21 protein-coding genes are annotated in these 21,429 nt (G+C 75.6%); 12 read left to right on the forward strand and 9 right to left on the reverse strand.

Annotated features, from left to right (window positions below; genetic code table 11):
- Positions 1–91: 91 nt before the first annotated feature.
- Both AB0L25_RS39130 and AB0L25_RS39135 read right to left on the reverse strand, forming a co-directional pair.
- Complete coding sequence (locus tag AB0L25_RS39130; protein WP_500178521.1) at positions 92–1,471, reverse strand: metallopeptidase TldD-related protein; 1,380 nt, start codon at positions 1,469–1,471, stop codon at positions 92–94.
- Between the two features lie 5 nt (positions 1,472–1,476).
- On the reverse strand, positions 1,477–2,976 hold the full coding sequence (locus AB0L25_RS39135; RefSeq protein ID WP_500178477.1) for a TldD/PmbA family protein: 1,500 nt from the start codon (positions 2,974–2,976) through the stop codon (positions 1,477–1,479).
- 188 nt (positions 2,977–3,164) lie between these two features.
- Between AB0L25_RS39135 and AB0L25_RS39140 the strand changes: the two genes are divergently transcribed.
- Both AB0L25_RS39140 and fabI read left to right on the forward strand, forming a co-directional pair.
- A complete protein-coding gene (locus AB0L25_RS39140) occupies positions 3,165–3,869 on the forward strand; it encodes a beta-ketoacyl-ACP reductase (RefSeq protein WP_500178479.1) in 705 nt (234 codons plus the stop codon).
- 4 nt (positions 3,870–3,873) lie between these two features.
- Complete coding sequence (fabI, locus tag AB0L25_RS39145; RefSeq protein ID WP_500178481.1) at positions 3,874–4,662, forward strand: enoyl-ACP reductase FabI; 789 nt, start codon at positions 3,874–3,876, stop codon at positions 4,660–4,662.
- A 72-nt stretch (positions 4,663–4,734) separates the two neighbouring features.
- Here fabI and AB0L25_RS39150 read toward each other — a convergent pair whose 3' ends face one another.
- The 3 genes from AB0L25_RS39150 to AB0L25_RS39160 all read right to left on the reverse strand — a co-directional run bounded on the left by AB0L25_RS39150 (position 4,735) and on the right by AB0L25_RS39160 (position 8,695).
- Positions 4,735–5,400 (reverse strand): hypothetical protein, encoded by a 666-nt coding sequence (locus AB0L25_RS39150; protein ID WP_500178483.1) that lies wholly within the window; start codon positions 5,398–5,400, stop codon positions 4,735–4,737.
- Positions 5,401–5,667: 267 nt separating this feature from the next.
- Positions 5,668–7,695: a helix-hairpin-helix domain-containing protein gene (locus tag AB0L25_RS39155; protein ID WP_500178485.1), complete on the reverse strand. Its 2,028-nt coding sequence runs from the start codon at positions 7,693–7,695 to the stop codon at positions 5,668–5,670.
- Between the two features lie 46 nt (positions 7,696–7,741).
- Positions 7,742–8,695 (reverse strand): aldo/keto reductase, encoded by a 954-nt coding sequence (locus tag AB0L25_RS39160; protein ID WP_500178487.1) that lies wholly within the window; start codon positions 8,693–8,695, stop codon positions 7,742–7,744.
- Positions 8,696–8,932: 237 nt separating this feature from the next.
- Here AB0L25_RS39160 and AB0L25_RS39165 point away from each other — a divergent pair, with 237 nt between their 5' ends.
- The gene (locus AB0L25_RS39165) at positions 8,933–9,568 is read left to right on the forward strand and encodes a hypothetical protein (RefSeq protein ID WP_500178488.1); all 636 of its coding nucleotides are present in this window, start codon (positions 8,933–8,935) and stop codon (positions 9,566–9,568) included.
- On the opposite strand, the gene AB0L25_RS39170 is transcribed toward AB0L25_RS39165, so the two are convergent.
- Positions 9,569–10,540 (reverse strand): magnesium and cobalt transport protein CorA, encoded by a 972-nt coding sequence (locus AB0L25_RS39170; protein WP_500178490.1) that lies wholly within the window; start codon positions 10,538–10,540, stop codon positions 9,569–9,571. It abuts the gene before it with no gap.
- Positions 10,541–10,662: 122 nt separating this feature from the next.
- Between AB0L25_RS39170 and AB0L25_RS39175 the strand changes: the two genes are divergently transcribed.
- The 7 genes from AB0L25_RS39175 (at position 10,663) to mshC (ending at position 17,209) form a co-directional block, all read left to right on the forward strand.
- Positions 10,663–11,400 (forward strand): histidine phosphatase family protein, encoded by a 738-nt coding sequence (locus AB0L25_RS39175; RefSeq protein WP_500178492.1) that lies wholly within the window; start codon positions 10,663–10,665, stop codon positions 11,398–11,400.
- 10 nt (positions 11,401–11,410) lie between these two features.
- A complete protein-coding gene (locus tag AB0L25_RS39180) occupies positions 11,411–11,956 on the forward strand; it encodes a DUF3090 domain-containing protein (RefSeq protein WP_500178494.1) in 546 nt (181 codons plus the stop codon).
- A gap of 108 nt (positions 11,957–12,064) precedes the next feature.
- Positions 12,065–12,844 carry an SCO1664 family protein gene (locus AB0L25_RS39185; RefSeq protein ID WP_500178496.1) on the forward strand — a complete coding sequence of 260 codons (780 nt, stop codon included), beginning with the start codon at positions 12,065–12,067 and terminating at the stop codon, positions 12,842–12,844.
- A 48-nt stretch (positions 12,845–12,892) separates the two neighbouring features.
- On the forward strand, positions 12,893–13,672 hold the full coding sequence (locus AB0L25_RS39190) for an NRDE family protein (protein ID WP_500178498.1): 780 nt from the start codon (positions 12,893–12,895) through the stop codon (positions 13,670–13,672).
- A gap of 196 nt (positions 13,673–13,868) precedes the next feature.
- Complete coding sequence (locus AB0L25_RS39195) at positions 13,869–14,927, forward strand: ABC transporter permease (RefSeq protein ID WP_500178499.1); 1,059 nt, start codon at positions 13,869–13,871, stop codon at positions 14,925–14,927.
- Positions 14,928–14,933: 6 nt separating this feature from the next.
- Positions 14,934–15,878, forward strand: a complete 945-nt coding sequence (locus tag AB0L25_RS39200; protein ID WP_500178500.1) for an ABC transporter permease — start codon at positions 14,934–14,936, stop codon at positions 15,876–15,878.
- 86 nt (positions 15,879–15,964) lie between these two features.
- Positions 15,965–17,209, forward strand: a complete 1,245-nt coding sequence (mshC, locus tag AB0L25_RS39205) for a cysteine--1-D-myo-inosityl 2-amino-2-deoxy-alpha-D-glucopyranoside ligase (protein ID WP_500178502.1) — start codon at positions 15,965–15,967, stop codon at positions 17,207–17,209.
- 38 nt (positions 17,210–17,247) lie between these two features.
- On the opposite strand, the gene AB0L25_RS39210 is transcribed toward mshC, so the two are convergent.
- From AB0L25_RS39210 to AB0L25_RS39220, 3 genes are all read right to left on the reverse strand, one after another.
- Entirely contained in the window at positions 17,248–17,793 is a 546-nt protein-coding gene (locus AB0L25_RS39210) for a TrmH family RNA methyltransferase (RefSeq protein ID WP_500178504.1), read from the reverse strand.
- Positions 17,794–17,975: 182 nt separating this feature from the next.
- Positions 17,976–18,818: a PAC2 family protein gene (locus AB0L25_RS39215; RefSeq protein WP_500178505.1), complete on the reverse strand. Its 843-nt coding sequence runs from the start codon at positions 18,816–18,818 to the stop codon at positions 17,976–17,978.
- A 194-nt stretch (positions 18,819–19,012) separates the two neighbouring features.
- A complete protein-coding gene (locus AB0L25_RS39220) occupies positions 19,013–19,471 on the reverse strand; it encodes a universal stress protein (RefSeq protein ID WP_500178508.1) in 459 nt (152 codons plus the stop codon).
- 139 nt (positions 19,472–19,610) lie between these two features.
- On the opposite strand from AB0L25_RS39220, the gene AB0L25_RS39225 reads away from it, so the two are divergent.
- Both AB0L25_RS39225 and AB0L25_RS39230 read left to right on the forward strand, forming a co-directional pair.
- Entirely contained in the window at positions 19,611–20,267 is a 657-nt protein-coding gene (locus AB0L25_RS39225; RefSeq protein WP_500178510.1) for an HAD family hydrolase, read from the forward strand.
- 362 nt (positions 20,268–20,629) lie between these two features.
- Entirely contained in the window at positions 20,630–21,097 is a 468-nt protein-coding gene (locus AB0L25_RS39230) for a hypothetical protein (protein ID WP_500178512.1), read from the forward strand.
- The last annotated feature ends 332 nt before the right edge of the window (positions 21,098–21,429 follow it).

A 21,429-nucleotide genomic window follows, 5' to 3' on the forward strand; every position in this document is an offset into this window, starting at 1 on the left:
CACCCCGTCCCGGCGGGGCCGCGCCGCGGCCGCCGCGACCGTCCGCGGCGCCCGGTCCACCCGGGGCCCGGCCGCGCCGCGCCGCGCGTCCCTAGGACGCCTGCGACACCGTCGACATGTTGAAGTCGGGCACCCGCAGCGCCGGCATGGCGGCGCGGGTGAAGTAGTCCGACCACTCGCGCGGCAGCGTCGGCTCGGTCCGGCCGGTCTCGGCGATCCGGCCCAGCAGGTCCACGGGGCTCTCGTTGAACCGGAAGTTGTTGACGGCCCCGACGACCTCGCCGTCCTCGACGAGGTACACCCCGTCGCGGGTGAGGCCGGTCAGCAGCAGGCTCTGCGGGTCGACCTCCCGGATGTACCACAGGCAGGTCAGCAGCAGCCCCCGCTCGGTGCGGGCGACCATCTCCTCCAGGGACGCGCCGCCGTCCGGCCCCCTCATCACCAGGTTGTCGATCGCCGGCGTGACGGGCAGGCCGGTGCGGTCCGCGGAGCGCCGCGTCTGGGTCAGCGCGGCCAGCTCGCCGTCGCGGATCCAGTCGGTGGCGCCGAGCGGGACGCCGTTGTCGAACACCGACGACTCGCGGCCGGACGCGTGCGCCACGACGAACGGGGCGCACTCCATGCCCGGCGCGGCCGGGTCGCTCGACAGCGTGATCGGCACGCTCGACAGCCGCTCGCCGACGCGGGTGCCGCCGCCCGGCGCGCTGAACACCGTCCGCCCGTCCGCGGCGTCCTGCGCGCCCGCCGACCAGTACAGGTACACCATGAGGTCGGAGACGGCGCTCGGCGGCAGGATCGTCTCGTAGCGCCCGGCGGGCAGGTCGATACGCCGCTTCCCCCAGTCGAGGCGCCGCGCGAGCCCGGCGGCGAGCCCGTTGACGTCGACGTCGGTGAAGTCGCGGGTGCCGACGCCCGCCCACGCCGAGCCGCCCTCGCCCTTGGCGTTGAGCTCCAGCAGCCCGGTCGGCTGGTCGTGGCGGGCCCGCAGCCCGGTCGAGCTCCCCACGAACGTGGACGTCAGCACGTGGTTCGCGAACCCGTACAGGCGCCGGTCGGCGGCCTGCGCGGCGGCGAACGCCTCGCCGAGCGCGGGCGCGACCCGCTCGAACACGCCGATGCCGGTCTCGGCCGGGCCGGCGTCCCAGTCGCCGGACCCGGCGGGCGCCGCGGCGACGAGCGGGGCGGCGTCCTCGGCGGGCGCGTTCCCGGCGGCGTCGGCCTCGGCGGCGCGCACCAGGTCCTCGATGCCGCCGGCGTCGACGGCCGACCGGGACACCACGCCCGCCGCGACGCCGTCGCCGGTCTCGCGCAGCGCGATGACGGTGAGGCGGCTGGAGCGGGTGACGCCGTTGGTGGTGAGGGTGTTGCCGGCCCACCGCAGGTTCGCGGTGCCGGTCTCGTCGGCGATGACGATGCAGTCGTCGGCGCGCGACAGCTCGAGCGCCTTCTCGACGGCGTCCTGCGGCCTGATCGTGCTCACTGCCCGCCCTCCTTCACCGTGTTGAGGATGTTGACGCCGCGGAACAGCGCGGACGGGCAGCCGTGGCTGACCGGCGCGACCTGCCCGGGCTGGCCCTTGCCGCAGTTGAACGCGCCGCCCAGCACGTACGTCTGGGGGCCGCCGACGGCCTCCATGGAGTTCCAGAACTCGGTGGTGGTGGCCTGGTAGGCGACGTCGCGGAGCTGCCCGGCGAGGCGGCCGTTCTCGATCCGGTAGAAGCGCTGCCCGGTGAACTGGAAGTTGTACCGCTGCATGTCGATCGACCAGCTCTTGTCGCCGACGATGTAGACGCCGTTCTCGACGCCGCCGATCAGCTCGTCGGTGGACGGCCCGTCCGGCGCGGGCGCCAGCGACACGTTCGCCATCCGCTGGATCGGCATGCTGGACGCGGCGTCGGCGAACGCGCACCCGTTGGAGCGGTCGGCGCCGGTGAGCCGGGCGATGCGCCGGTCGGTCTGGTAGCCGGTGAGGACGCCGCCGGAGATGATGTCGAACGACTGCGTCGCGACGCCCTCGTCGTCGTAGCCGATGGTGGCGAGGCCGTGCTCGGCGGTGCGGTCGCCCGTCACGTTCATGACGTCCGACCCGTACTTCAGCTTCCCGAGCAGGTCGGGGGTGGCGAACGACGTGCCCGCGTAGGCCGCCTCGTAGCCGAGGGCCCGGTCGAGCTCGGTGGCGTGCCCGATGGACTCGTGGATGGTCAGCCACAGGTTGGACGGGTCGACGACGACGTCGTAGCGGCCCGGCTCGACCGACGGCGCGGCGAGCTTCTCGGCGAGCAGCTCGGGGATGCGCGCCAGCTCCCCGTCCCAGTCCCAGTGCGCCCCGGTCAGCCACTCCCACCCGTACCCGGCGGGCGGCGCGATCGTCCGCATCGTGTCGAACGCGCCGTCGGCGATCCCGACGGCGTTGACGACCGGGTGGAGCCGCACCCGCTGCTGGGTGGTGACGGTCCCGGCGAGGTCGGCGAAGAACTTGTTCTCCTTGACCTGCAGCAGCGTGGCGTCCACGTGGTCGACGCGGTCGTCGGCCAGCAGCCGCCGCGACCAGTCGGTCAGCAGCGCGACCTTGTCGCCGGTGGGGACGGCGAACGGGTCGGTCTCGTACGCCGACACCCACGTCCGCTCCCCGTGGACGGGTTCGGGCGCCAGCTCGATCGGCTCCCGGTTGACGGGACGGGCGACGGCCGCGACCTCGACGGCCTGCTCGGCGACGCGGGCGGCGCCGTCGGGCGTCAGGTCGATGCCGGCGGCGAACCCCCAGGTGCCGTCCTTGACGACGCGGACCGACAGGCCCACGTCGTCGGCGTCCAGCGCGGTCTCCAGGGCGGCGTCGTGCAGGCGGAGGGTCTGGCTGCGGATGCGCTCGAGGCGGAAGTCGGCGTGCTCGGCGCCCAGTTCGCGGGCCCGGGTGAGGGCCGCGTCGGCCAGCGCGCGCAGCGGCAGCGCGGTGAAGGCGGGATCGATGTCATGCACCCTTGGCAACCTACCGCCCGGGCCGCCGCACCGGCCCGCAAGCACGCCCGAACAAACCGGCCTCGGCGGATCTTGTCGGATCGGCACATCTCCCGGGCCCGTGCGGGCCGCTAGGTTGGTGCGCTGTCATCACCGGACGACGGGTCACGACGGCCCGCGCACCGCAACAAGTCGACGAGAGGGTCGTGATGAGTCGCTCTGTCCTCGTGACCGGGGGTAACCGGGGCATCGGCCTGGCGATCGCCCGCGAGCTCGCCGCCGCCGGAGACGCGGTCGCCGTGACGTACCGGTCCGGCGAGCCGCCGGAGGGCCTGTTCGGCGTCAAGTGCGACGTCACCAGCGCCGAGGACGTGGACGCGGCGTTCGGCAAGGTCGAGGCCGAGCAGGGGCCCGTCGAGGTGCTCGTGGCCAACGCCGGGATCACCAAGGACACCCTGCTGGCGATCATGAGCGAGGAGTCGTTCACCTCGGTCCTGGACACCAACCTCACCGGCGCGTTCCGGGTCGCCAAGCGCGGTGTGAAGGGGATGATGCGCAAGCGGTCCGGGCGCATCGTGCTGGTGTCGTCGGTCGTGGGCCTGATGGGCTCCCCGGGGCAGGCGAACTACGCGGCGTCCAAGGCCGGCATGGTCGGGTTCGCGCGGTCGCTGGCCCGCGAGCTGGGGTCGCGCGGCATCACGGTGAACGTGGTCTCGCCCGGGTTCGTCGACACCGACATGACGCAGGTGCTGACCGAGGACCAGCAGAAGGGCATCCTGTCGGCGATCCCGATGGGGCGGATGGCGCAGCCGGAGGAGGTCGCCAAGGCCGTCCGGTTCGTGGCGAGCGAGGACGCCGCCTACATCACCGGGGCCGTGATCCCGGTGGACGGCGGCCTGGGAATGGGGCACTGAGGTCATGGGGATCCTCGAAGGCAAGCGCATCCTGGTCACCGGCGTCCTCACCGACGCCTCGATCGGCTTCCACATCGCCCGGATCGCGCAGGAGCAGGGCGCCGAGGTCGCGCTGACCGCCTACCCGCGCCCGACCCTCACCCAGCGCACCGCGAAGCGCCTCCCGTCCGGCCCCGACGACGTGCCGCCGGTGCTGGAGCTGGACGTCACGAACAGCGAGCAGCTCGAGGGCCTCGCCGACAACCTGCGCGGCGCCGGGTTCGACCGGCTCGACGGCGTCGTCCACGCGATCGGGTTCGCGCCGCAGACGGCGCTCGGCGGCAACTTCCTCGACACCCCGTGGGAGGACGTCGCGACCGCCGTGCACGCGTCGACGTACTCGCTGAAGTCGCTGACGATGGCGTGCCTGCCGCTGATGAAGGAGGGCGGCTCGGTCGTCGGCCTCGACTTCGACGCCACCAAGGCGTGGCCCGTCTACGACTGGATGGGCGTCGCGAAGGCGGGCCTGGAGTCGTGCGCCCGCTACCTGGCCAAGTACCTCGGCCCGCAGGGCATCCGCGTCAACCTGGTCGCGGCGGGCCCCCTCGCCACGATGGCCGCCAAGAGCATCCCCGGGTTCGAGGGCATGACGGAGCTGTGGCCGAAGGCGGCGCCGCTCGGCTGGGACATCAAGGACTCCGAGCCGACGGCCCGCGCCTGCGCGATGCTGCTGTCGGACTGGTTCCCGGCGACCACCGGCGAGATCGTCCACGTGGACGGCGGCCTGCACGCCATCGGCGGCGTGTCGGACTGACCTGACGGCGTCTTCCGGGCCCGGCTCCCACCTGGGGGCCGGGCCCGCGGCGTTCCCGGGCACCGCCGGGCCTCAGCGGCGGGTGCGGCCCCGGGCGGGGGCCGCCGCATGCCGGGCGCGCAGGACGCGCCCGGCGACGCTGAGGTGGACGGCGGCGACGGCGCCCGCCGAGGCGGCCGCCGCGGCGACCCACACGGCCCGGTCGGTCTGCTCGCCCGTGGCCGCCACGGGCGCGACGAGCCGGGTCTGCGGCCGAGCCGCCGCGACCGGCTCGGGCGCGATCTCCGGCGCGGGCAGGACGCCGCCCGCCGGTTCGGGCGCGGGAACCTCGACGTCCGCCGCCGGCGGCGCGTCCCCGACCGGTGCCTCCAGGACGGGCGGCGGCGCGCCACCGGCCCCGCCGCCCGCCGCCTCGCTCCGCTCCGGCTCCGGCTCCGGCGCGGGCTCCTCCGGTTCCTCGGAGGGCTCGGACGGCTTCGCGGGCGCCGACGAGGACGGAGGGGGCGTCGGGCTCGGGGAGGGGGTGCCGGGGGCGAGCGACTCCCGGATGTTGCCGAGCCGGCACTTCCAGTTCTCGATCGTGCTCGCCGGGTCGGTGCCCTCCTTGCACACCTCCGGCGCCGCGGCCGCGTGCGCGGCGGGCGCGGTGAACAGCAGGGCGAGGGCGCCGGCCGAGACCGCCGCCGACGCGGTCCCCGCGCGCACGAGCCGCCTGCCTCCGGATCGCCGTTCGGACATGTCGCTTCCTCCGCCTGGGGGTCGACGTCGTGCCCGGCGGGCCCGGGGCGGGCTCGGGACACGACGGTCACGGTCAGGTCCGCGCCACTTGGACCGATCCTGCCCCGCGAGCCGCCTCCCGTAAACCTCCGCCGCCAGTGTCCACTTACCGCCGCCCGAGCCCCGCCACCCGGCACCACGGGTCACCGAGCCACAGACGTCCGCGTCACGGCCCCACCGAACCACGAGGCCGCCGCGTTACGGCGCGCCCCACCACAACCCCACGGGTTACTGCGCCACGAGGCGGGTGAGGCGTGTGCGGCGTTCGGGGGGTTCCGTCTCGCGGACGGCGCGGGCCAGTGCGGGTCCGGCCGCCTGGACGACCGACAGGTGCCGCACGGCCAGTCCGAACGCGGTGACGGCGAGCGGTCGCGACAGGCCCGCGTCCGGGAGGACGGTCACGACGGCGGGCCGGCGGGTGCCGCGGGCCTGCGCGACGGTGACGGCCCAGCCGTGCCGCAGCCGCGCCGCGTCGGCGGGGGAGAGGACGGCCGCGCCGCCGGGGAACTCGACGTCGAGGCCGTGCGGGCCGCCGCCGGCGACGACGCCGGTCTCGCCGAGCGCGGCGTGGGGGAGCGGCGCCGCCACGACGACCCGGTCGCCCGGGTCGAACCCGCCGAACGCGCCCGGGCCGGGGTTCAGCCGCTCCTTCAGCGCGGCGTTCAGCGCGCCGGTGCCGGCCGGGCCGCCCGCCGCGACCGCGACGACCTGGACGTCGTCCACGGGGATCTCCAGCGCGCGCGGGATCGAGTCGGTCACCAGCTGGACGGCGCGGTGCACCGCCTCGCCGGGGTCGGCGGCCGGGACGATCACGACCTCCCGCCCGGGGGCGTCCACGGCGGGCAGGTCACCGGCGCGGACGGCCTCGGTCAGCTCCGCGATGGGGTCGCCGGGCGGTGTCGCGTCCAGTTCCACGACGGGGACGGTCTCCGACGCCTCCAGGTCGTCCAGCGGGCGGCCGGGCCCGGCGGGCGGGAGCGCGCCGGGCTCCCCGCACAGCACCAGGTGGGCGCCGTCGGGGCACGCCTCGGCGAGGACGGCGCACAGCTCGACGTCGAGCCCGGCGGCGTCGGCGACGATGATCAGGTCGAGGTCGAACGGGTGCCGCTCGCCGCGCCCGTAGACGACGGTGCCGGGCGCGGCGGACGGGTCGTGGACCGGCTCGAGCAGCCGGTGCAGGCTCGCGATCACCGGCCCGCCCTCGCCGGGCGCGCCGCCGGGCGCGGCGGCGGCCAGGTCGGCGGCGGCGCGGTCGGTGGGCGCGGCGACGGCGGCCCGCACGCCGCGCGACGCGGCGGCGCGCGCGATCCCGACGGCGGTGCGGGCGAGGTCGCCGGGCGTGCCCCGCAGGACGCTCACGCCGGTGCCGAGCGCGGCGGTGAGGGCGAGGGAGCGGTCCTCGGCGAGGCGGGCGCGCAGGTCCTTGACGGACGCGTCGTCCAGCAGCGGCCCGGCGGTGACGGTGAGCCGCTGCAGGCCCTCGGCGGCCGCCTCCTCGGCCAGCGCCCACCGGGCGACGCCGAGGGACTCCTCGGGCTCGGGCGGCGCGGCGTCCTCGTCCCCGAGGTCCTCGTCGAACCGGGGCTCCTCGGTGAGCGGCACGACCTCGCCCTCGTCGAGCGCGGCCTCGACCGCGCGGGGCGGGTCGGCGACGCCGAGGCGCGCCAGCCCGTCGAGGACGCCGGGGAGCGGCGTGACGGTGTGGCCGTCGCGGGCGGCGGCGGTGAGCAGGTGCAGCACGAGGGCCCCGCCGCGGCGCGGGTCGTCCGGGCGGGCGTCCGGGCCGAGGACGGCGCGGGCGAAGTGGTCGGCCTGCTCGGGGCGGACGCCGGGGACGCGCAGCAGCCGCCACGGGTCGGCGCGCAGCCGCCCGGCGGCGGCCGGGCCGAGCCGCGCGGCCGTGCGGGCGGTGAGCGCCGCGGGCGCGCCCGTCTCGGCGAACAGCTCGGTGAGGGCGCGCAGGCCCTCCTCCGCGTTCGGCAGGGGCCCGGACGGCTCCGCCGGTCCGGGCGGCGGCGCGGGGGGCGGCGCCGCCTCGGGCGTCCCGGCGGGCGGTTCCGCGGCGGGCCGGGGAGGGCCGTCGGACGGCGCCGGGTGGTTGCGCCGCGCGCTCTCCTCGGCGGCGCGCATGACGGCGGCGGCACGCGCCGCGCGCTCGGCGGCGGACTCGCCGCCGCCGAAGCCGCCGCCGTCGGCGGCGGGATGATCTGCGGGTACAGGGGTGTCGGTCACGTGCTTCCCGTCACGGCTGTTCACGGTGGGCGGTGGACCGTCCTGAGGGTGCCACGGACGGCCCGTGCGGTCACGGAGGGGGAGGGGACATGTCGGAGACGTCGTCCAGTGCGGCCCGGATCTCGCCCGGCAGCGTCAGGTCCTCGCTCTCCAGCGCGGCCGACAGCTGCGCGGCCGTCCGGGCCCCGACGATCGGCGCGGCGACCCCGGGCCGGTCGCGGACCCACGCCAGCGCCACGCTCAGCGGGGAGACGCCGAGGCCCTCGGCGGCGGTCACCACCGACTCGACGATCCGGCCGCACTCCTCGTCCAGGTAGGGGCGGACGAACTCGCCGTACTGGTCGCCCGCGGCGCGGGACCCGGCGGGGATCCCGGTGCGGTACTTGCCGGTGAGGACGCCGCGGCCGAGCGGCGACCACGGCAGCAGGCCCGCGCCCGCGTCCAGCGCCGCCGGGACGGCCTCCCGCTCGATGTCGCGGCGCAGCAGCGAGTACTCCAGCTGCGCCGACACGATCGGGGCGCGGCCCGGCCACGCCCGCTGCCACGCGGCGGCCTTCGCGATCTGCCAGCCCGCGAAGTTCGACACGCCCGCGTACCGGGTGCGGCCCGACGCGACCGCCTCGTCCAGCGCCGACAGCGTCTCCTCCAGCGGCGTCGCCGGGTCGTACACGTGGAGCTGCCACAGGTCGACGTTCTCGAGGTCCATGCGGTCCAGGGAGGCGTCCAGGGCGCGCAGCAGGTGCCGCCGCGACCCGTCGTAGCGGCCGTCCGGGCGGATCGCCGCCTTGGTGGCGATGACGAGCCGGTCGCGGTCGACCAGTTCCCGTACCAGGTGCCCGAGGATCTGTTCGCTGCGGCCGTCGCAGTAGACGTCGGCGGTGTCGACCAGGGTGCCGCCGGCTTCGGCGAACGCGACGAGCTGCGCCGCGGCCTCGTCGGGTTCGGTGTCCTCGCCCCAGGTCATGGTGCCGAGGCCCAGCCGGGACACCAGCAGCCCGCTCCGTCCCAGGTGACGCTCCTTCATAGGCGGCCAATGTATCGGTCATCGCGGACGGGCATTCGCGCGCCCGCCTCCGCGGCCGTTCCCGCCGCCGTCCCGTCGGGCTCGCTCGCGGTGGGCCGTTCTGGCCCGTTCCGGGCGGTGTTTTTCGTCGCCGGGTGAGCGTTCCGGCCGCGCGTTTGATCACCCGCGCACGAACCGGCGGCGAACCCGGCGCCGAGTCTATTGCCGCGGGACATCGCCGGGTTAGAGTGCGGCGCCATGGCGCCACCCCCGTTCTCGATGTACTCGCCGAAGGGACCCGGGGACGACGGCGCGGCCGACGTCACGGCGGGCCTCGCGCCGGTGTACGGGGCCGGGCCGGACGACGACCCGGGCTATCTCGCGTCGCTGCGCGGCGGGACGGTGCTGGGGCGGCTGCGCGCGGGGATGCTGGTGCTGGTGGCCGCGCCCGTCCTCATTCTCGCGATCATGCCGCTGATCGTCCGGGGCGACGCGGGTCTCGCCGGGGACGGCGGCCCGTGGCCCTACCTGGTGCTCGCGGTCCTCGCGGTGCCGGCGGCGCTCGTCGGGCCCCGCACGCCGCGCCCGATGCCGCCGGGCGGGACGCGCGGCGACGCGGCGGTGCGGGCGCTGCTGCTGTTCCGGCAGGCGGTGCTGCTGCGCCTCGCGCTGGCGCTGGGCGTCATCCTGGCGGGGCTGCCGCTGGCGATGGTCGGCCACGGCGAGCTGATCTTCCTCGCCGGGTTCGCGGCCGGGTACCCGCTGCTGGTCGGGCTGGCGCTGCCGACCCGCGGCGGCGTGGAGCGGCTCCGGCGGCGGCTGGAGCGGCACGGCGCCGAGTCGCACCTGTGGGCCGTCCTGCTCGCCCCCCAGCCCGGCCCGGACGACCGGTGATCAGAGCCAGCCGCTCTTGCGGAGCCGCCGGAACAGCACCGTGCACACCGTCGCCATGACCGCCAGCACCGCCGGGTACCCCCACGTCCAGTGCAGCTCGGGCATGTGGTCGAAGTTCATGCCGTAGATCCCGGCGATCGCCGTCGGCACCGCGATGATCGCCGCCCACGCCGAGATCTTCCGCATGTCGGCGTTCTGCCTGCTGCCCACCAGCGCCAGATGCGCGGTCAGGACGCTGTTCAGCAGCTCGTTGTGCGCGTCGACCTGCGTGTCCACGCGCAGCAGGTGGTCCAGGACGTCCCGGAAGTACTCCCGCGTCCCGGCGCACTCGGGCACGCGGCCCTTGACGATCTCCTGCAGGACCGGGACGAGCGGGTCCTCCGCGCCGCGGAACTCCAGCACCTCCCGCTTCAGCGAGTAGATGTCGGCGGTGACGTCGGGCGCGTCCGGGTCGAACACCGACCGTTCGAGGCCGATGATGTCGACCTCGACCTCGTGCGCGATGACCCCGTACCGGTCGACGACCTCGTCGCACACCGCGTACAGCACCGACGTCGCGCCGTGCCGCAGCATCTCGGGGTCGCGCTCCAGCCGGTCCCGCACCGGCCCGAGCGGGTTCCCGGCGCCGTGCCGCACCGTCACGACGAAGTCGGCGCCGAGGAACACCATGATCTCGCCGACCTCGATGTCGGACGTCGCGTCGATGTAGGTCAGCGTCTTCAGCACCACGAACAGCGTGTCGCCGTACCGCTCCATCTTGGGGCGCTGGTGCGCGGCGACGGCGTCCTCGGCGGCCAGCGGGTGCAGCTCCAGCTCGTCCTTGATCAGGTCGAACTCCGCGGCGTCGGGTTCGAACAGCCCGATCCAGACGAAGCAGTCGGGGTCCCGCCGCGCGGCCTGGAAGGCGTCGCCGATGTCGCCGTCGATGTCGTGCCGGGTGCCGCCCGTGTAAATGGCCTTGTCGACGATCACGGGACGCATTGTCGCGCATCCGCCGGAAACGCGCCTCCCCGCGGGACCGTCCCGCCGGATCGCCCGCCGGATCCCGCCCGGCCGATCATGGCGGCGTCGCGCATTGCGTAGAGTTGCCGACTGTGACGACCCTTCTCCTGGTACGGCATGGCCTGACCGCGATGACCGGGCCGATGCTCGCCGGGTGGACCCCCGGGCTCGGCCTGGACGAGCGCGGCCGCGCGCAGGCGGCGGCCCTCGCCGACCGCGTCGCGGAGCTCCCCCTGGCCGCGATCGTGTCCAGCCCCCTCGACCGCTGCGTGCAGACCGCCGAGGCGATCGCCGCCGGCCGTCCCGGCGCCGCCGGCACCGTCCGCACCGACGACCGCTTCGGCGAGGTGCACTACGGCGACTGGACCGGCCGCCGCATCGAGGACCTGGCGAAGGAGCCGCTCTGGCGGGTCGTGCAGAGCCACCCGAGCGCCGCGACGTTCCCCGGCGAGGACGGCGAGTCCCTCGCCGCCGCCCAGCACCGCGCCGTCGCCGCCGTCCGCGACTGGAACGCGCGGATCGCCGCCGAGCACGGTCCGGACGCCCTCTACGCGGTGTGCAGCCACGGCGACGTCATCAAGGCGATCGTCGCCGACGCGCTCGGCCTGCACCTGGACCAGTTCCAGCGGATCCACGCCGACCCGGCGTCGCTGACCGCCGTCCGCTACACCGAGCTGCGCCCGTTCGTCGTCCGGCTCAACGACACCGGCGGCGACGTCTCCGGCCTCGTCCCCGAACCGCCGAAGGAGGGCGGCGCGGAGCACGCGGGGGACGGTTCCGGGAAAGCCGGACTCGGGTCGAGTGACGCGGTCGTCGGCGGCGGCGCGTAGGGTCGGTGTCATGCCCGTCATCTCCTACGATCTGCCGGAGCGGTTCGTGGCCGGCGCCGTCGGGCGCCCCGGCGACCGCGCGTTCTACCTGCAGGCGCGTTCCGGCCGCCGCGTCACCAGCGTCGGCCTGGAGAAGTTCCAGGTGACGCTGCTGGCCGAACGGCTGGAGGAACTGCTGGACGAGGTGCTGCGCCGCAGCGGCGGCGACGCGCCCGTGCCCGCGGCGGCCCCCTCGGAACTGCGCGACGACGGCCCCCTCGACCAGCCGGTGGAGGAGGAGTTCCGGGTCGGCACGATGGCGCTCGCCTGGGACCCCGACGAGCAGCGGGTCGTGATCGAGGCCCAGGAGGTCACCGAGGGCGAGGACGCGGAGGTCGGCGAGGACGACCCCGCGATCGTGGTGCTGCGGGTGCGGATCAGCCCCGCGCAGGCCCGCGCGTTCACCGAGCGGGCCCTGAAGGTCGTCGCGGCGGGCCGCCCCCCGTGCCCGCTGTGCGGGCTGCCGCTGGACGCCGAGGGGCACGTGTGCCCACGGCAGAACGGATACCTCGGCTGACATGACGCCCCGCCCCCCGAGCCCCGCCGCCGGGCGCCGTCCGGCGACGCGCCGTGCGGGAACGCCGCCGTACTGGATCATGAAGGCGGATGCCGGGAGAATGAGCGCATGACCCAGTCCTCCCGGGATCGGGCGCCCGCCGGCGACGGCGCGCCCGGCCGCCCGGTGCCGCCGGGCGACGTCGCCGCCGCCGAACGGCTCCTGCTCGCCGGGCGGCTGACGGTGGAGGGCCGGCTCGTCCAGGCGTCCAACGCCACCCTGTACTGCTCGATCGAGCACGACGGCCGGTCGGCGGCCTGCGTCTACAAGCCGGTCGCGGGGGAGCGCCCGCTGTGGGACTTCCCCGACGGCACGCTCGCCGAGCGGGAGGTCGCCGCCTACGAGGTGTCCCGCGTCATGGGCTGGAACACCGTCCCCCCGACGGTGCACCGCGACGGCCCCTACGGCCCGGGCATGGTGCAGCTGTGGGTGGAGCCCGACCCCGACGTCGACCTCGTCGCGCTGTCGCGGTCGGACGACGAGGCGGTGCGGCGGATGGCGGTGTTCGACGCCGTCATCAACAACGCCGACCGCAAGATCGGGCACCTGCTGCCCCCCGGCGACGGCCACGTCTACGGCTGCGACCACGGCGTCACCTTCTCCGTCGAGTACAAGCTGCGGACCGTGCTGTGGCAGTGGCGCGGGAACCCGCTGACCGCCGAGGCGCTCGAGGCGCTCGCCCGCGTCGACGCGGGCCTGCGCGGCGGCCCGCTGGCGGCGCGGCTGGCGGAGCTGCTCACCGCCGAGGAGGTCGACGCGACCCGCCGCCGCGTGGAGCTGATGCTGAAGCACCGCATCCACCCCTACCCCCCGGAGGACTGGCCCGCCGTCCCCTGGCCGCCGCTCTGAACCGCCCCCGCCGTCGCGCCGTTCCGGGCAAGATGCTCAAATTGGGACATGTGCACGGCGATCATCAGTATCGACCCGTCGTCCCCGGTCCCGGTCCTGCTCGCGGGCGTCCGCGACGAGTTCGTGAACCGCGCGTGGCAGCCCCCGGCCCCGCACTGGCCGGACCGTCCCGGCGTGGTCGGCGGCCGTGACCTGCGCGCCGGCGGCACCTGGCTGGCGGTCGACCCCGCCGCGCCCCGCGCCGGGGTGGTGCTGAACGGCCGCGGCCGGTTCGCGCCCGAGGACCGCCGCGCCAGCCGCGGCGAACTGCCGCTGCTCGCGGCGTCCGGCGGCGACCCGGGCGTGCTGTCCCTGGACGTCTTCGACCCGTTCCACCTGGTGGCGGCCGAGCCGGGCCGGGTGCGGCTGTGGAGCTGGGACGGCGACGCCCTCGCCGAGCGCGAACTCGGCCCCGGCGTGCACCTCATCGTCAACAGCGGCCTGGAGGGCGCGGGCGGGCCCGGCAGGGCCGCCGGCGACGTGCGGGAGGACGCCTACATGGCCGCCCGCCTCGCCCACTTCCGGCCCCGGATGCTCACCGCGCCGCGACCGGAGCCCGGCTTCGGCGACGAACCCGCCGCCAAGGCGTGGGGCGCCTGGCTGCCGCTGATCGACGGCGACGGCCTCGCCCGCGCCGACCACCGCGCGCTGCTGCCGCTGATCGACCTCGGCGAAGGGCAGGTGTGGGGCACCACCTCGGTCAGCCTCGTCGCGCTCGCCGAGGACGACGCGCGCTACGACTTCTCCGCCGTCCCGGGCGACCCCGCCGCCTGGACGCGCGTCCTCTGACCCCGCGCCCGTTCTGACCCCGCGCCCGGCCGTCGCGTATCGACACTCGCTCATCGGTTTCCGCTCACCGTTCTAAAGGCGCCGTCCGGCGCGCGGGGGCGGCGTTTTGCCGTAACGGACCGCCCGTCTGTGACCCCCGGTGCTAGTTTGACTACCTATTGCGATCTTTGTCGGCGGTGCTGTGGGGGCGGGACCCGTGTTCAAGCAGGAGGTCGCGGCGCGCGCGCGGGGCTCCGGGCGCGGCGCCCGCCGGCGCGCCCGGAGCGCCGCGCCGCCGCCGAGGCTCCCGCTGTCGGTCCGTCCCGTCGAGGACGGCGCCGCGGACGGCCTCGGGGAGGCCCCCGGCACCGGCGCGGGGCGCACGCCCGGCCGGCTCGCCCTCGCCCGGTTCCGGCGCGACCGGCCCGCCATGGCCGCCGCCGCGGTCCTGCTGGCGATCGCCCTGTTCGCCGCCCTCGCGCCGCTGTGGGCGCACCTGACCGGCCACCCCTACGACGCGGCGTTCCCCGACACCGGCCTCGACGCGGCCGGGCAGCCGCGCGGGCCCGGCCGCGAGTTCTGGCTGGGCGCCGACCAGCTCGGCCGCGACGTCCTGGTCCGCACCGCCTACGGGGCGCGGATCTCCCTGGTCGTCGGGCTGGGCGCGGCGGCGCTCGCGGCGGCCGCCGGAACCCTCATCGGGGTCGTCGCGGGCTTCTGCGGCGGCGCCGTCGACACCGTCCTCGCCCGGCTGATGGACGTCATGCTCGCGCTGCCGTACCTGCTCGTCGCGATCACCCTCGCGACCGCGTTCCCGGTGTCGTCGGTCGCGGGCGGCCTGGCGATGACGATCCTGGTCGTCGCGTTCTTCTCGGTCGCGTCGTTCGGCCGCGTCGTGCGCGGGCAGGTGCTGGCGCTGCGGCGGCGCGAGTTCATCGAGGCGGCCCGGGCGCTCGGCGCCTCCAACGCGCGGATCATGGTGTCGGAGGTGCTGCCGAACCTGACCGCGCAGCTCACCGTGCTCACGTCGCTGCTGGTCCCCGGCGCGATCGTCGCCGAGGCGACGCTGTCGTTCCTGGGCGTCGGGGTCCGGCCGCCGATGCCGAGCTGGGGCTCGATGCTCGGCGAGGGCTCCGACGTGTTCCAGACGGCCTGGTGGCTGCTCGCGGTGCCGGGCGCCCTGCTGCTGCTGACCACGCTGGCGTTCAACCTGCTCGGCGAGGGCGTCCGGGACGCGCTCGACCCCCGCGCCGACGCGGGCCCCGGGGACGGGTGACCGCCCGTGCCGGGGTTCGTGCTGCGCCGCCTGGCGTTCGCCGCGCTGGTGATGTGGCTGGTGTCGACGCTGGTGTTCGCGTTCCTGCACCTGTCGCCGGTGTCCGTCGAACGCGTCGTCGCCGGGCCCCGCGCCACCCCCGACACCCTCGAACGGGTCCGGGAGGGCCTCGGCCTGGACCGTCCCGTCCTCGTCCAGTACGCGGCGTTCCTCGGCCGGCTGCTGCGCGGCGACCTCGGCGACTCCCACGTCAGCGGCGCCCCCGTCGCCGCGCTGATCGCCGACCGGCTCCCCACCACGCTGCTGCTGGTGTTCGGCGCGGCGGTGCTGTGGTTCGCCGGCGGCGTCCTCGCCGGGACGCTGGGCGCGGCGCGCGCCCGCGGCCCGTGGGACCGCGCCATGACGGTGTTCACCCTGGTGGGGCTGTCCACGCCGCCGTTCGTCGCGGCGCTCGTCCTGCTGCACGTGTTCTCGACCCGGCTCGGCGACGCCGGCCTGCGGTTCTTCGAGGCGGGACCGCCGCTGCAGGAGCACTTCCTCCAGCGGATGATCCTGCCGTGGGCGGCGCTGGCACTGCTGATGGCCGCCGCCTACACCCGCCTGACCCGCGGCGCCCTGCTGGACGCGCTCGGCGAGGACTACGTCCGGACGGCCCGCGCGAAGGGCCTCACCGAACGCCGCGTCGTCGTCCGGCACGGGCTGCGGTCCGCGCTGACCCCCGTCGTCACCCAGTTCGGCGTGGACGTCGGCGCGCTCATCGGCTCCACGGTCGTCACCGAGAAGGTGTTCGGGCTGCAGGGCGTCGGGCAGCTCGTGACCCGCTCCATCGCCACCGGCGACACCCCGGTCGTCATCGGCGTGACGCTGACCGTGACGTTCGTCGTGATCGTCGCGAACCTGCTGGTGGACCTCGCGTACTCGCTGCTCGACCCGCGCGTGCGTCCCGCCTGACCGGGCGCGCCCGTCCGCCGCATCTCACATGAAGTTTCAACCAACGCGGAGCAAAGGTGCGAGCCGCCCACGGATAAGCTTTCCGTATGCGATCGTGGCACGCCTCCGATGTCCCCAGCCTCTCCGACGCGGGACTGCCCGCCGCGGAGCGGCCGCTCAGCCTGTACGACACGGGGACGGGCGCGACGCAACCCACCCTCCCCGGCGGCGTGCGGGACGGCGCCCCCGCCCGGATGTACGTCTGCGGGATCACCCCCTACGACGCGACCCACCTCGGGCACGCCAACACCTACCTGGCGTTCGACCTGGTGAACCGGGTGTGGCGCGACCTCGGCCACGACGTGCACTACGTGCAGAACGCCACCGACGTCGACGACCCGCTCCTGGAACGTGCCCGCGAGACCGGGGAGGACTGGCGGGAGCTCGCCGACCGGGAGATCGAGCTGTTCCGCGCCGACATGACCGCGCTGCGGATCCTGCCGCCGGACCGCTACATCGGCGCGGTCGAGGCGATCCCGCTGGTCATCGAGATGATCGAGAAGCTGCGCGGCCGGGACGCCGCCTACGACGTGGACGGCGACGTGTACTTCCCCGTCGCCGCCGACCCCGCGTTCGGGAAGGTCAGCCGGCTCACCCGGGAGGAGATGGCGCCGCTGTTCGCCGAGCGCGGCGGCGACCCGGACCGCGCCGGCAAGCGCGACCCGCTGGACGCGCTGCTGTGGCTGCGGCGCCGCCCGGACGAGCCCGGCTGGGACTCGCCGTTCGGGGAGGGCCGCCCCGGCTGGCACGTGGAGTGCTCCGCGATCTCCGTCGAGTACCTCGGCATGGGCTTCGACGTCGAGGGCGGCGGCTCGGACCTGGCGTTCCCGCACCACGAGATGAGCGCCTCGCACGCGCAGGTCGCGACGGGGGAGCGGCCGCACGCCCGCGCGTACGTCCACGCCGGGATGGTCGGGCTGGACGGCGAGAAGATGTCGAAGTCGCGCGGGAACCTCGTGTTCGTGTCGAAGCTGCGAGAGTCGGGCGCCGACCCGATGGCGATCCGGCTGGCGCTGCTCGCCCACCACTACCGCTCCGACTGGGAGTGGACGGACGCGCAGCTCGACGAGGCCGCGGCCCGGCTCGCCCGGTGGCGCGCGGCCGCCGCCCGCCCGTCCGGGCCCGCCGCGGAGCCCGTCGCCGCCGCCGTCCGCGCCCGCCTGGCCGACGACCTGGACGCGCCCGGCGCGCTCGCGGCGATCGACGCCTGGGCCGCGGCGGACGGCGACGACGCGGCCGCGCCCGGGCGGGTCGCGGCGGTCGCCGACGCCCTCCTCGGCGTCGCCCTCTGACCTCGTGACGCGCCGCCCGGGGTGAGGCGCGGTCCGGGTCACAGCAGTCCCGCCAGCTTGTAGAGGACGAGCGACCCGGCGACCGCGACGTTCAGGCTGCTGCCGTTGCCGACCATGGGGATCTCCACGGCGGCGTCGAGCAGGCCGAGCGCCTCGTCGGGGATGCCGTGCTGCTCGTGGCCGAGGACGGCGACGGTGCGGCCGCGCGCCGCGGGCAGGTCGGCGAGCCGGACGGCCTCGTCGGCCAGCTCGACCCCGACGATGCGGGAGCCCGCCTCCCGCTGCCGCGCGAGCCACCCGAGCGGGTCGCCCGTCCAGTGCACGCACGCGGGGCGGCGCAGCGTGTTGCCGCGCTCGAGCGCGTCGGGCACCCAGGGGAAGCGCGGGACGGCCATGCAGGCGCCGACGGCGTCGCAGGTGCGCAGCAGGGTGCCGAGGTTCGCGCCGTGCAGGGGCCACAGCGGCGCGGCGATGAGATGGTCCCAGCAGGAGTGGGCGCGGGTCCGGCGCTGGCGCCGCAGTTCGCGAGCGGGCCGGACGCGGATCGCCGGCCCCGACGGGGACCGGGCGGGCCGGCGGGTCACCGGTGCGGGGCGCTGCCGCCCTCCGGAACACGAGACATCATGATGGACGCACTTCGCGGCGTGCGCGGGCCATCACCGGGGATGGGGGATTCGTCGCCCCCAGTGTAACCCGCGACCCCGCGATGATCAGCTGGCGATGATCGGCTCGCGACGATCGGCTCGCGACGATCGGCGCCCGGGGGTCACTCGGGGTCGCGGCGCCGCAGGTACCGTTCGAACTCGCGGGCGATCGCGTCGCCGCTGGCCTCCGGCAGCTCGGTGGCGTCCTTCTGCTCCTCCAGCGTCCGGACGTAGTCGGCGACCTCGGAGTCCTCCTCGGCGAGCTCGTTCACCCCGTTCTCCCAGGCCCGCGCCTCCTCCGGCAGCTCGCCCAGGGGGACGGTGACGTCCAGGAGGTCCTCGACGCGGCGCAGCAGCGCGAGCGTCGCCTTCGGGGACGGCGGCTGCGCCACGTAGTGCGGCACCGCCGCCCACAGCGACACGGTGTCGAGGTCGGCGCGCGCGCAGGCGTCCTGCAGCACCCCGAGGATCCCGGTCGGCCCCTCGTACCGGGCCGGTTCCAGGTGCAGGGTGCTGACGATCGACGCCTGCGACGCCGCGCCGGTGACCGGGACGGGGCGGGTGTGGGGCGCGTCGGCGAGCAGCGCGCCGAGCAGCACCACATTGCGGACGTCCAGCTCGAGCATCAGCCCGACCAGTTCCCGGCAGAACGACCGCCACCGCATGTTCGGCTCGATGCCGTGCACCAGGACGACGTCGCGGCCGTTCGGCAGCCGCGCCCACGAGATCCGCGTCGTCGGCCAGGTGATGCCGCGGGTCTCGCCGTCGGACATCTCCACGAGCGGCCGCGTGACCTGGAAGTCGTAGTAGTCGTCGGGGTCGAGCTCGGCGATCGGCACGGCGTCCCAGGTGCTCTCCAGGTGCCCGATCACGCCGCTGGCGGCCTCCCCGGCGTCGTTCCACCCCTCGAAGGCGGCCACGAGCACCGGATCCACGAGTTCCGGCACGCTTTCGAGCTCGATCACGCGCTGCTCCTTCCGACGCCCAGGTACAGCGTCACCGCGGGGGGCCGTCATTCCCGGGGGTCGGGGTTCCCCGCGATGATCGGTGGCAGTCAGCCTACGTCCTGACGGTGACGTACCCCGCCCGTGCGCCGCCAGACGCCCGCCGTGTACGCCCGCGGCGGAAAGCGGGTCACGATCCGATCACTTCCGACGGATCACTTCCCGTCGGTCGTGTGCACGATCAGGACGTCGCACGGCGAGCGGTGCGAGAGGTTCGCCGGGACGGAGCCGAGGATGCGGCCCGCGAGGCTGTTGAGGCCCCGGTTGCCGATCACGACGAGGCCGACGGCGCGGTCCTTGGCGAGCCTGGAGATCACGTCGACGGCGTCGCCCTCGACCGCGACCTGCTCGATGTCGGTGGCGCCGGCGGCGACGGCCCGCTCCCGCGCGGCGCGCAGCGCGTCGTCGGCGGGCGTGGAGCCCTGCACCTTGTAGGCGAGGTCGCCGAGCCGGTCCGCCGTGCGGGCGCGCTCCCGCTCGGGCATTGGGCTGTAGGCGGAGGCGAGCAGGAGCCGCGCGCCGGTGGCGGCGGCCAGCTGCGCCGCGCGGTCCACGGCGCGGAACGAGGAGTCCGAGCCGTCGGTGCCGCAGAGGATGATGCCGTACGCGCTCATACCGCTCCTTACTCGTTGGTAGTTCTCGAATGGGCACGTTAGCGGTCCAGCATGTGGACACGGAAGAGGAAAACGGGACCGCGCGGATAAGGTGGGACGCCCGTGCCCGTCGAGGCCCGTGCCCGTCGAGAGGAGACGCGTGTCCCCCCAGGCCCCCGACGCCGTGCTGTTCGACATGGACGGCCTGCTGATCGACTCCGAGCGCCTCTGGCTGGAGGTGGAGTCGGAGGTCATGGCCTCGCTCGGCGCGACGTGGTCGGCCGAGCACCAGGAAAAGCTGGTCGGCGGGTCCCTGGACGTCGGCGTCGCGTACATGCTCGAGGTGAGCGGCGCGGACGCCTCGCCCGAGGAGGTCGGGCGGCGGATGCTGGACGGGATGCACGAGCGGCTGAGCGCGTGCGCGCCGATGATGCCGGGCGCCAAGGAGCTGCTCGCCGAACTGCGCACCGCGGGGGTCGCGACGGCGCTGGTGTCCTCGAGCTACCGCCGGCTGATCGAGCCGGTGCTGGACGCGGTGGGCCGCGAGCACTTCGCGCTCAGCGTCGCGGGCGACGAGGTCGCCCACACCAAGCCGCACCCCGAGCCCTACCTGACCGCCGCCGCGCGGCTGGGCGCCGACCCGTCCCGCTGCGTCGTGCTGGAGGACTCGCCGAACGGCGTCGCCGCGGGGGAGGCCGCGGGCTGCGCGGTCGTCGCCGTCCCCGGCGTCCTGCCGATCCCGCCCGCGCCCGGCCGGACGGTCGTGGCGTCGCTGCGGGAGATCGACCTGGCGCGGCTGCGCGACCTGGTCGGCTGACCGCCCCGCCGCGACGCCCCCGCGGGGCGGCGGCCACGGCGGCGGGGCGTCCCCGACGGGCGGTGACGTCTCCGCGAAGAGAGGCCCGTCAGGCGCCACCGTCCCGTCATCATTCCGTTGCCGGACGTTGACATGCGTTCCGCTCGCCTACGCTGGAAGTGACGGCGTCCCGTGCCGGGCCGTTCCCGCGGCGGGTGCGCCCCCTGATACGCGCCCCTGATACCGGAGGGGCACTTTCCCGGGGGCGGGTCCCGCGGAAGGAGGAGGGCGCGCGGCCTGCAAACCGTCCGCCGGGAGGAGCGGTGCCCGGGCCGGGACGTGTGACCATGGGAGCGGCAGCACCACACGGATGAGGGGCCGGCATGAGCGACGCAGCCATTTTCGCGATCAGTCTCGGGGTGACCCTGGTCGGGCTGGTGATCAGCTGGGGGGTGGCGCGCCGCCGCGGCGTCGCGACCGGCGTGCGCGGCGCGGCGCTGTCGCTGGTCCCGATCGGCGCCGCGCTGACCGGGGTGACCGGCTTCCTCGCCGACCTGGTGTTCGACCCCGAGAAGTGGGCGGGCGTCGTGGTCCTCGGCCTCGCCGTCGTCCTCTACCTGACGTCGGGCGCGATGCTCGCCCGTCGGCCGGGCGGCCGCAAGGGCGGCGGCGCGGACGCGGGCGGCGCCGGCAAGACCGGCGGCAAGCGCGGCGGGAAGTCGGGCGGCGAGTCCGGCGGCCGGCGGGCCGCGGCCGGCAAGGCGCCCAAGGGCGAGGTCGGCGGCGCGCAGAACGTCGACCCCGAGATGGCGGAGATCGAGCAGATCCTCCGCAACCGCGGCATCTCCTGACCGGCCCGGTCCCGCCCGCGGCGCCCCGCGCCCGGCGGGACCGCGCCTGCGTCCGGCCGGGGCCTCCGACCAAGGGCCCTGCTCCGTGCCCTGACCAACGGACTTCGCGGTCCGTCCGCCCGAGCGGCCCTGACAGATCTTGTCAGGGCCGTTTCGCGTTTTCCGTCCGGTCGGCGCGGGACGGGCCGCGCCGGGGGCCCGCGAAGTCGCCGGTGCGCCGTTCGGCGCGCGTCCGTGCCCTCTGGGGCGGGTGTGCACTAGCGTGCTGACCTGCGGAGAAAGAGTCTCGGAACGGACTCGGTCCGGTAAAGGTTCCTGGCCTCGGGGCCGTT

Origin of the sequence: Spirillospora sp. NPDC052242, from assembly GCF_040679555.1 — a bacterium.
Classification (GTDB): domain Bacteria; phylum Actinomycetota; class Actinomycetes; order Streptosporangiales; family Streptosporangiaceae; genus Spirillospora.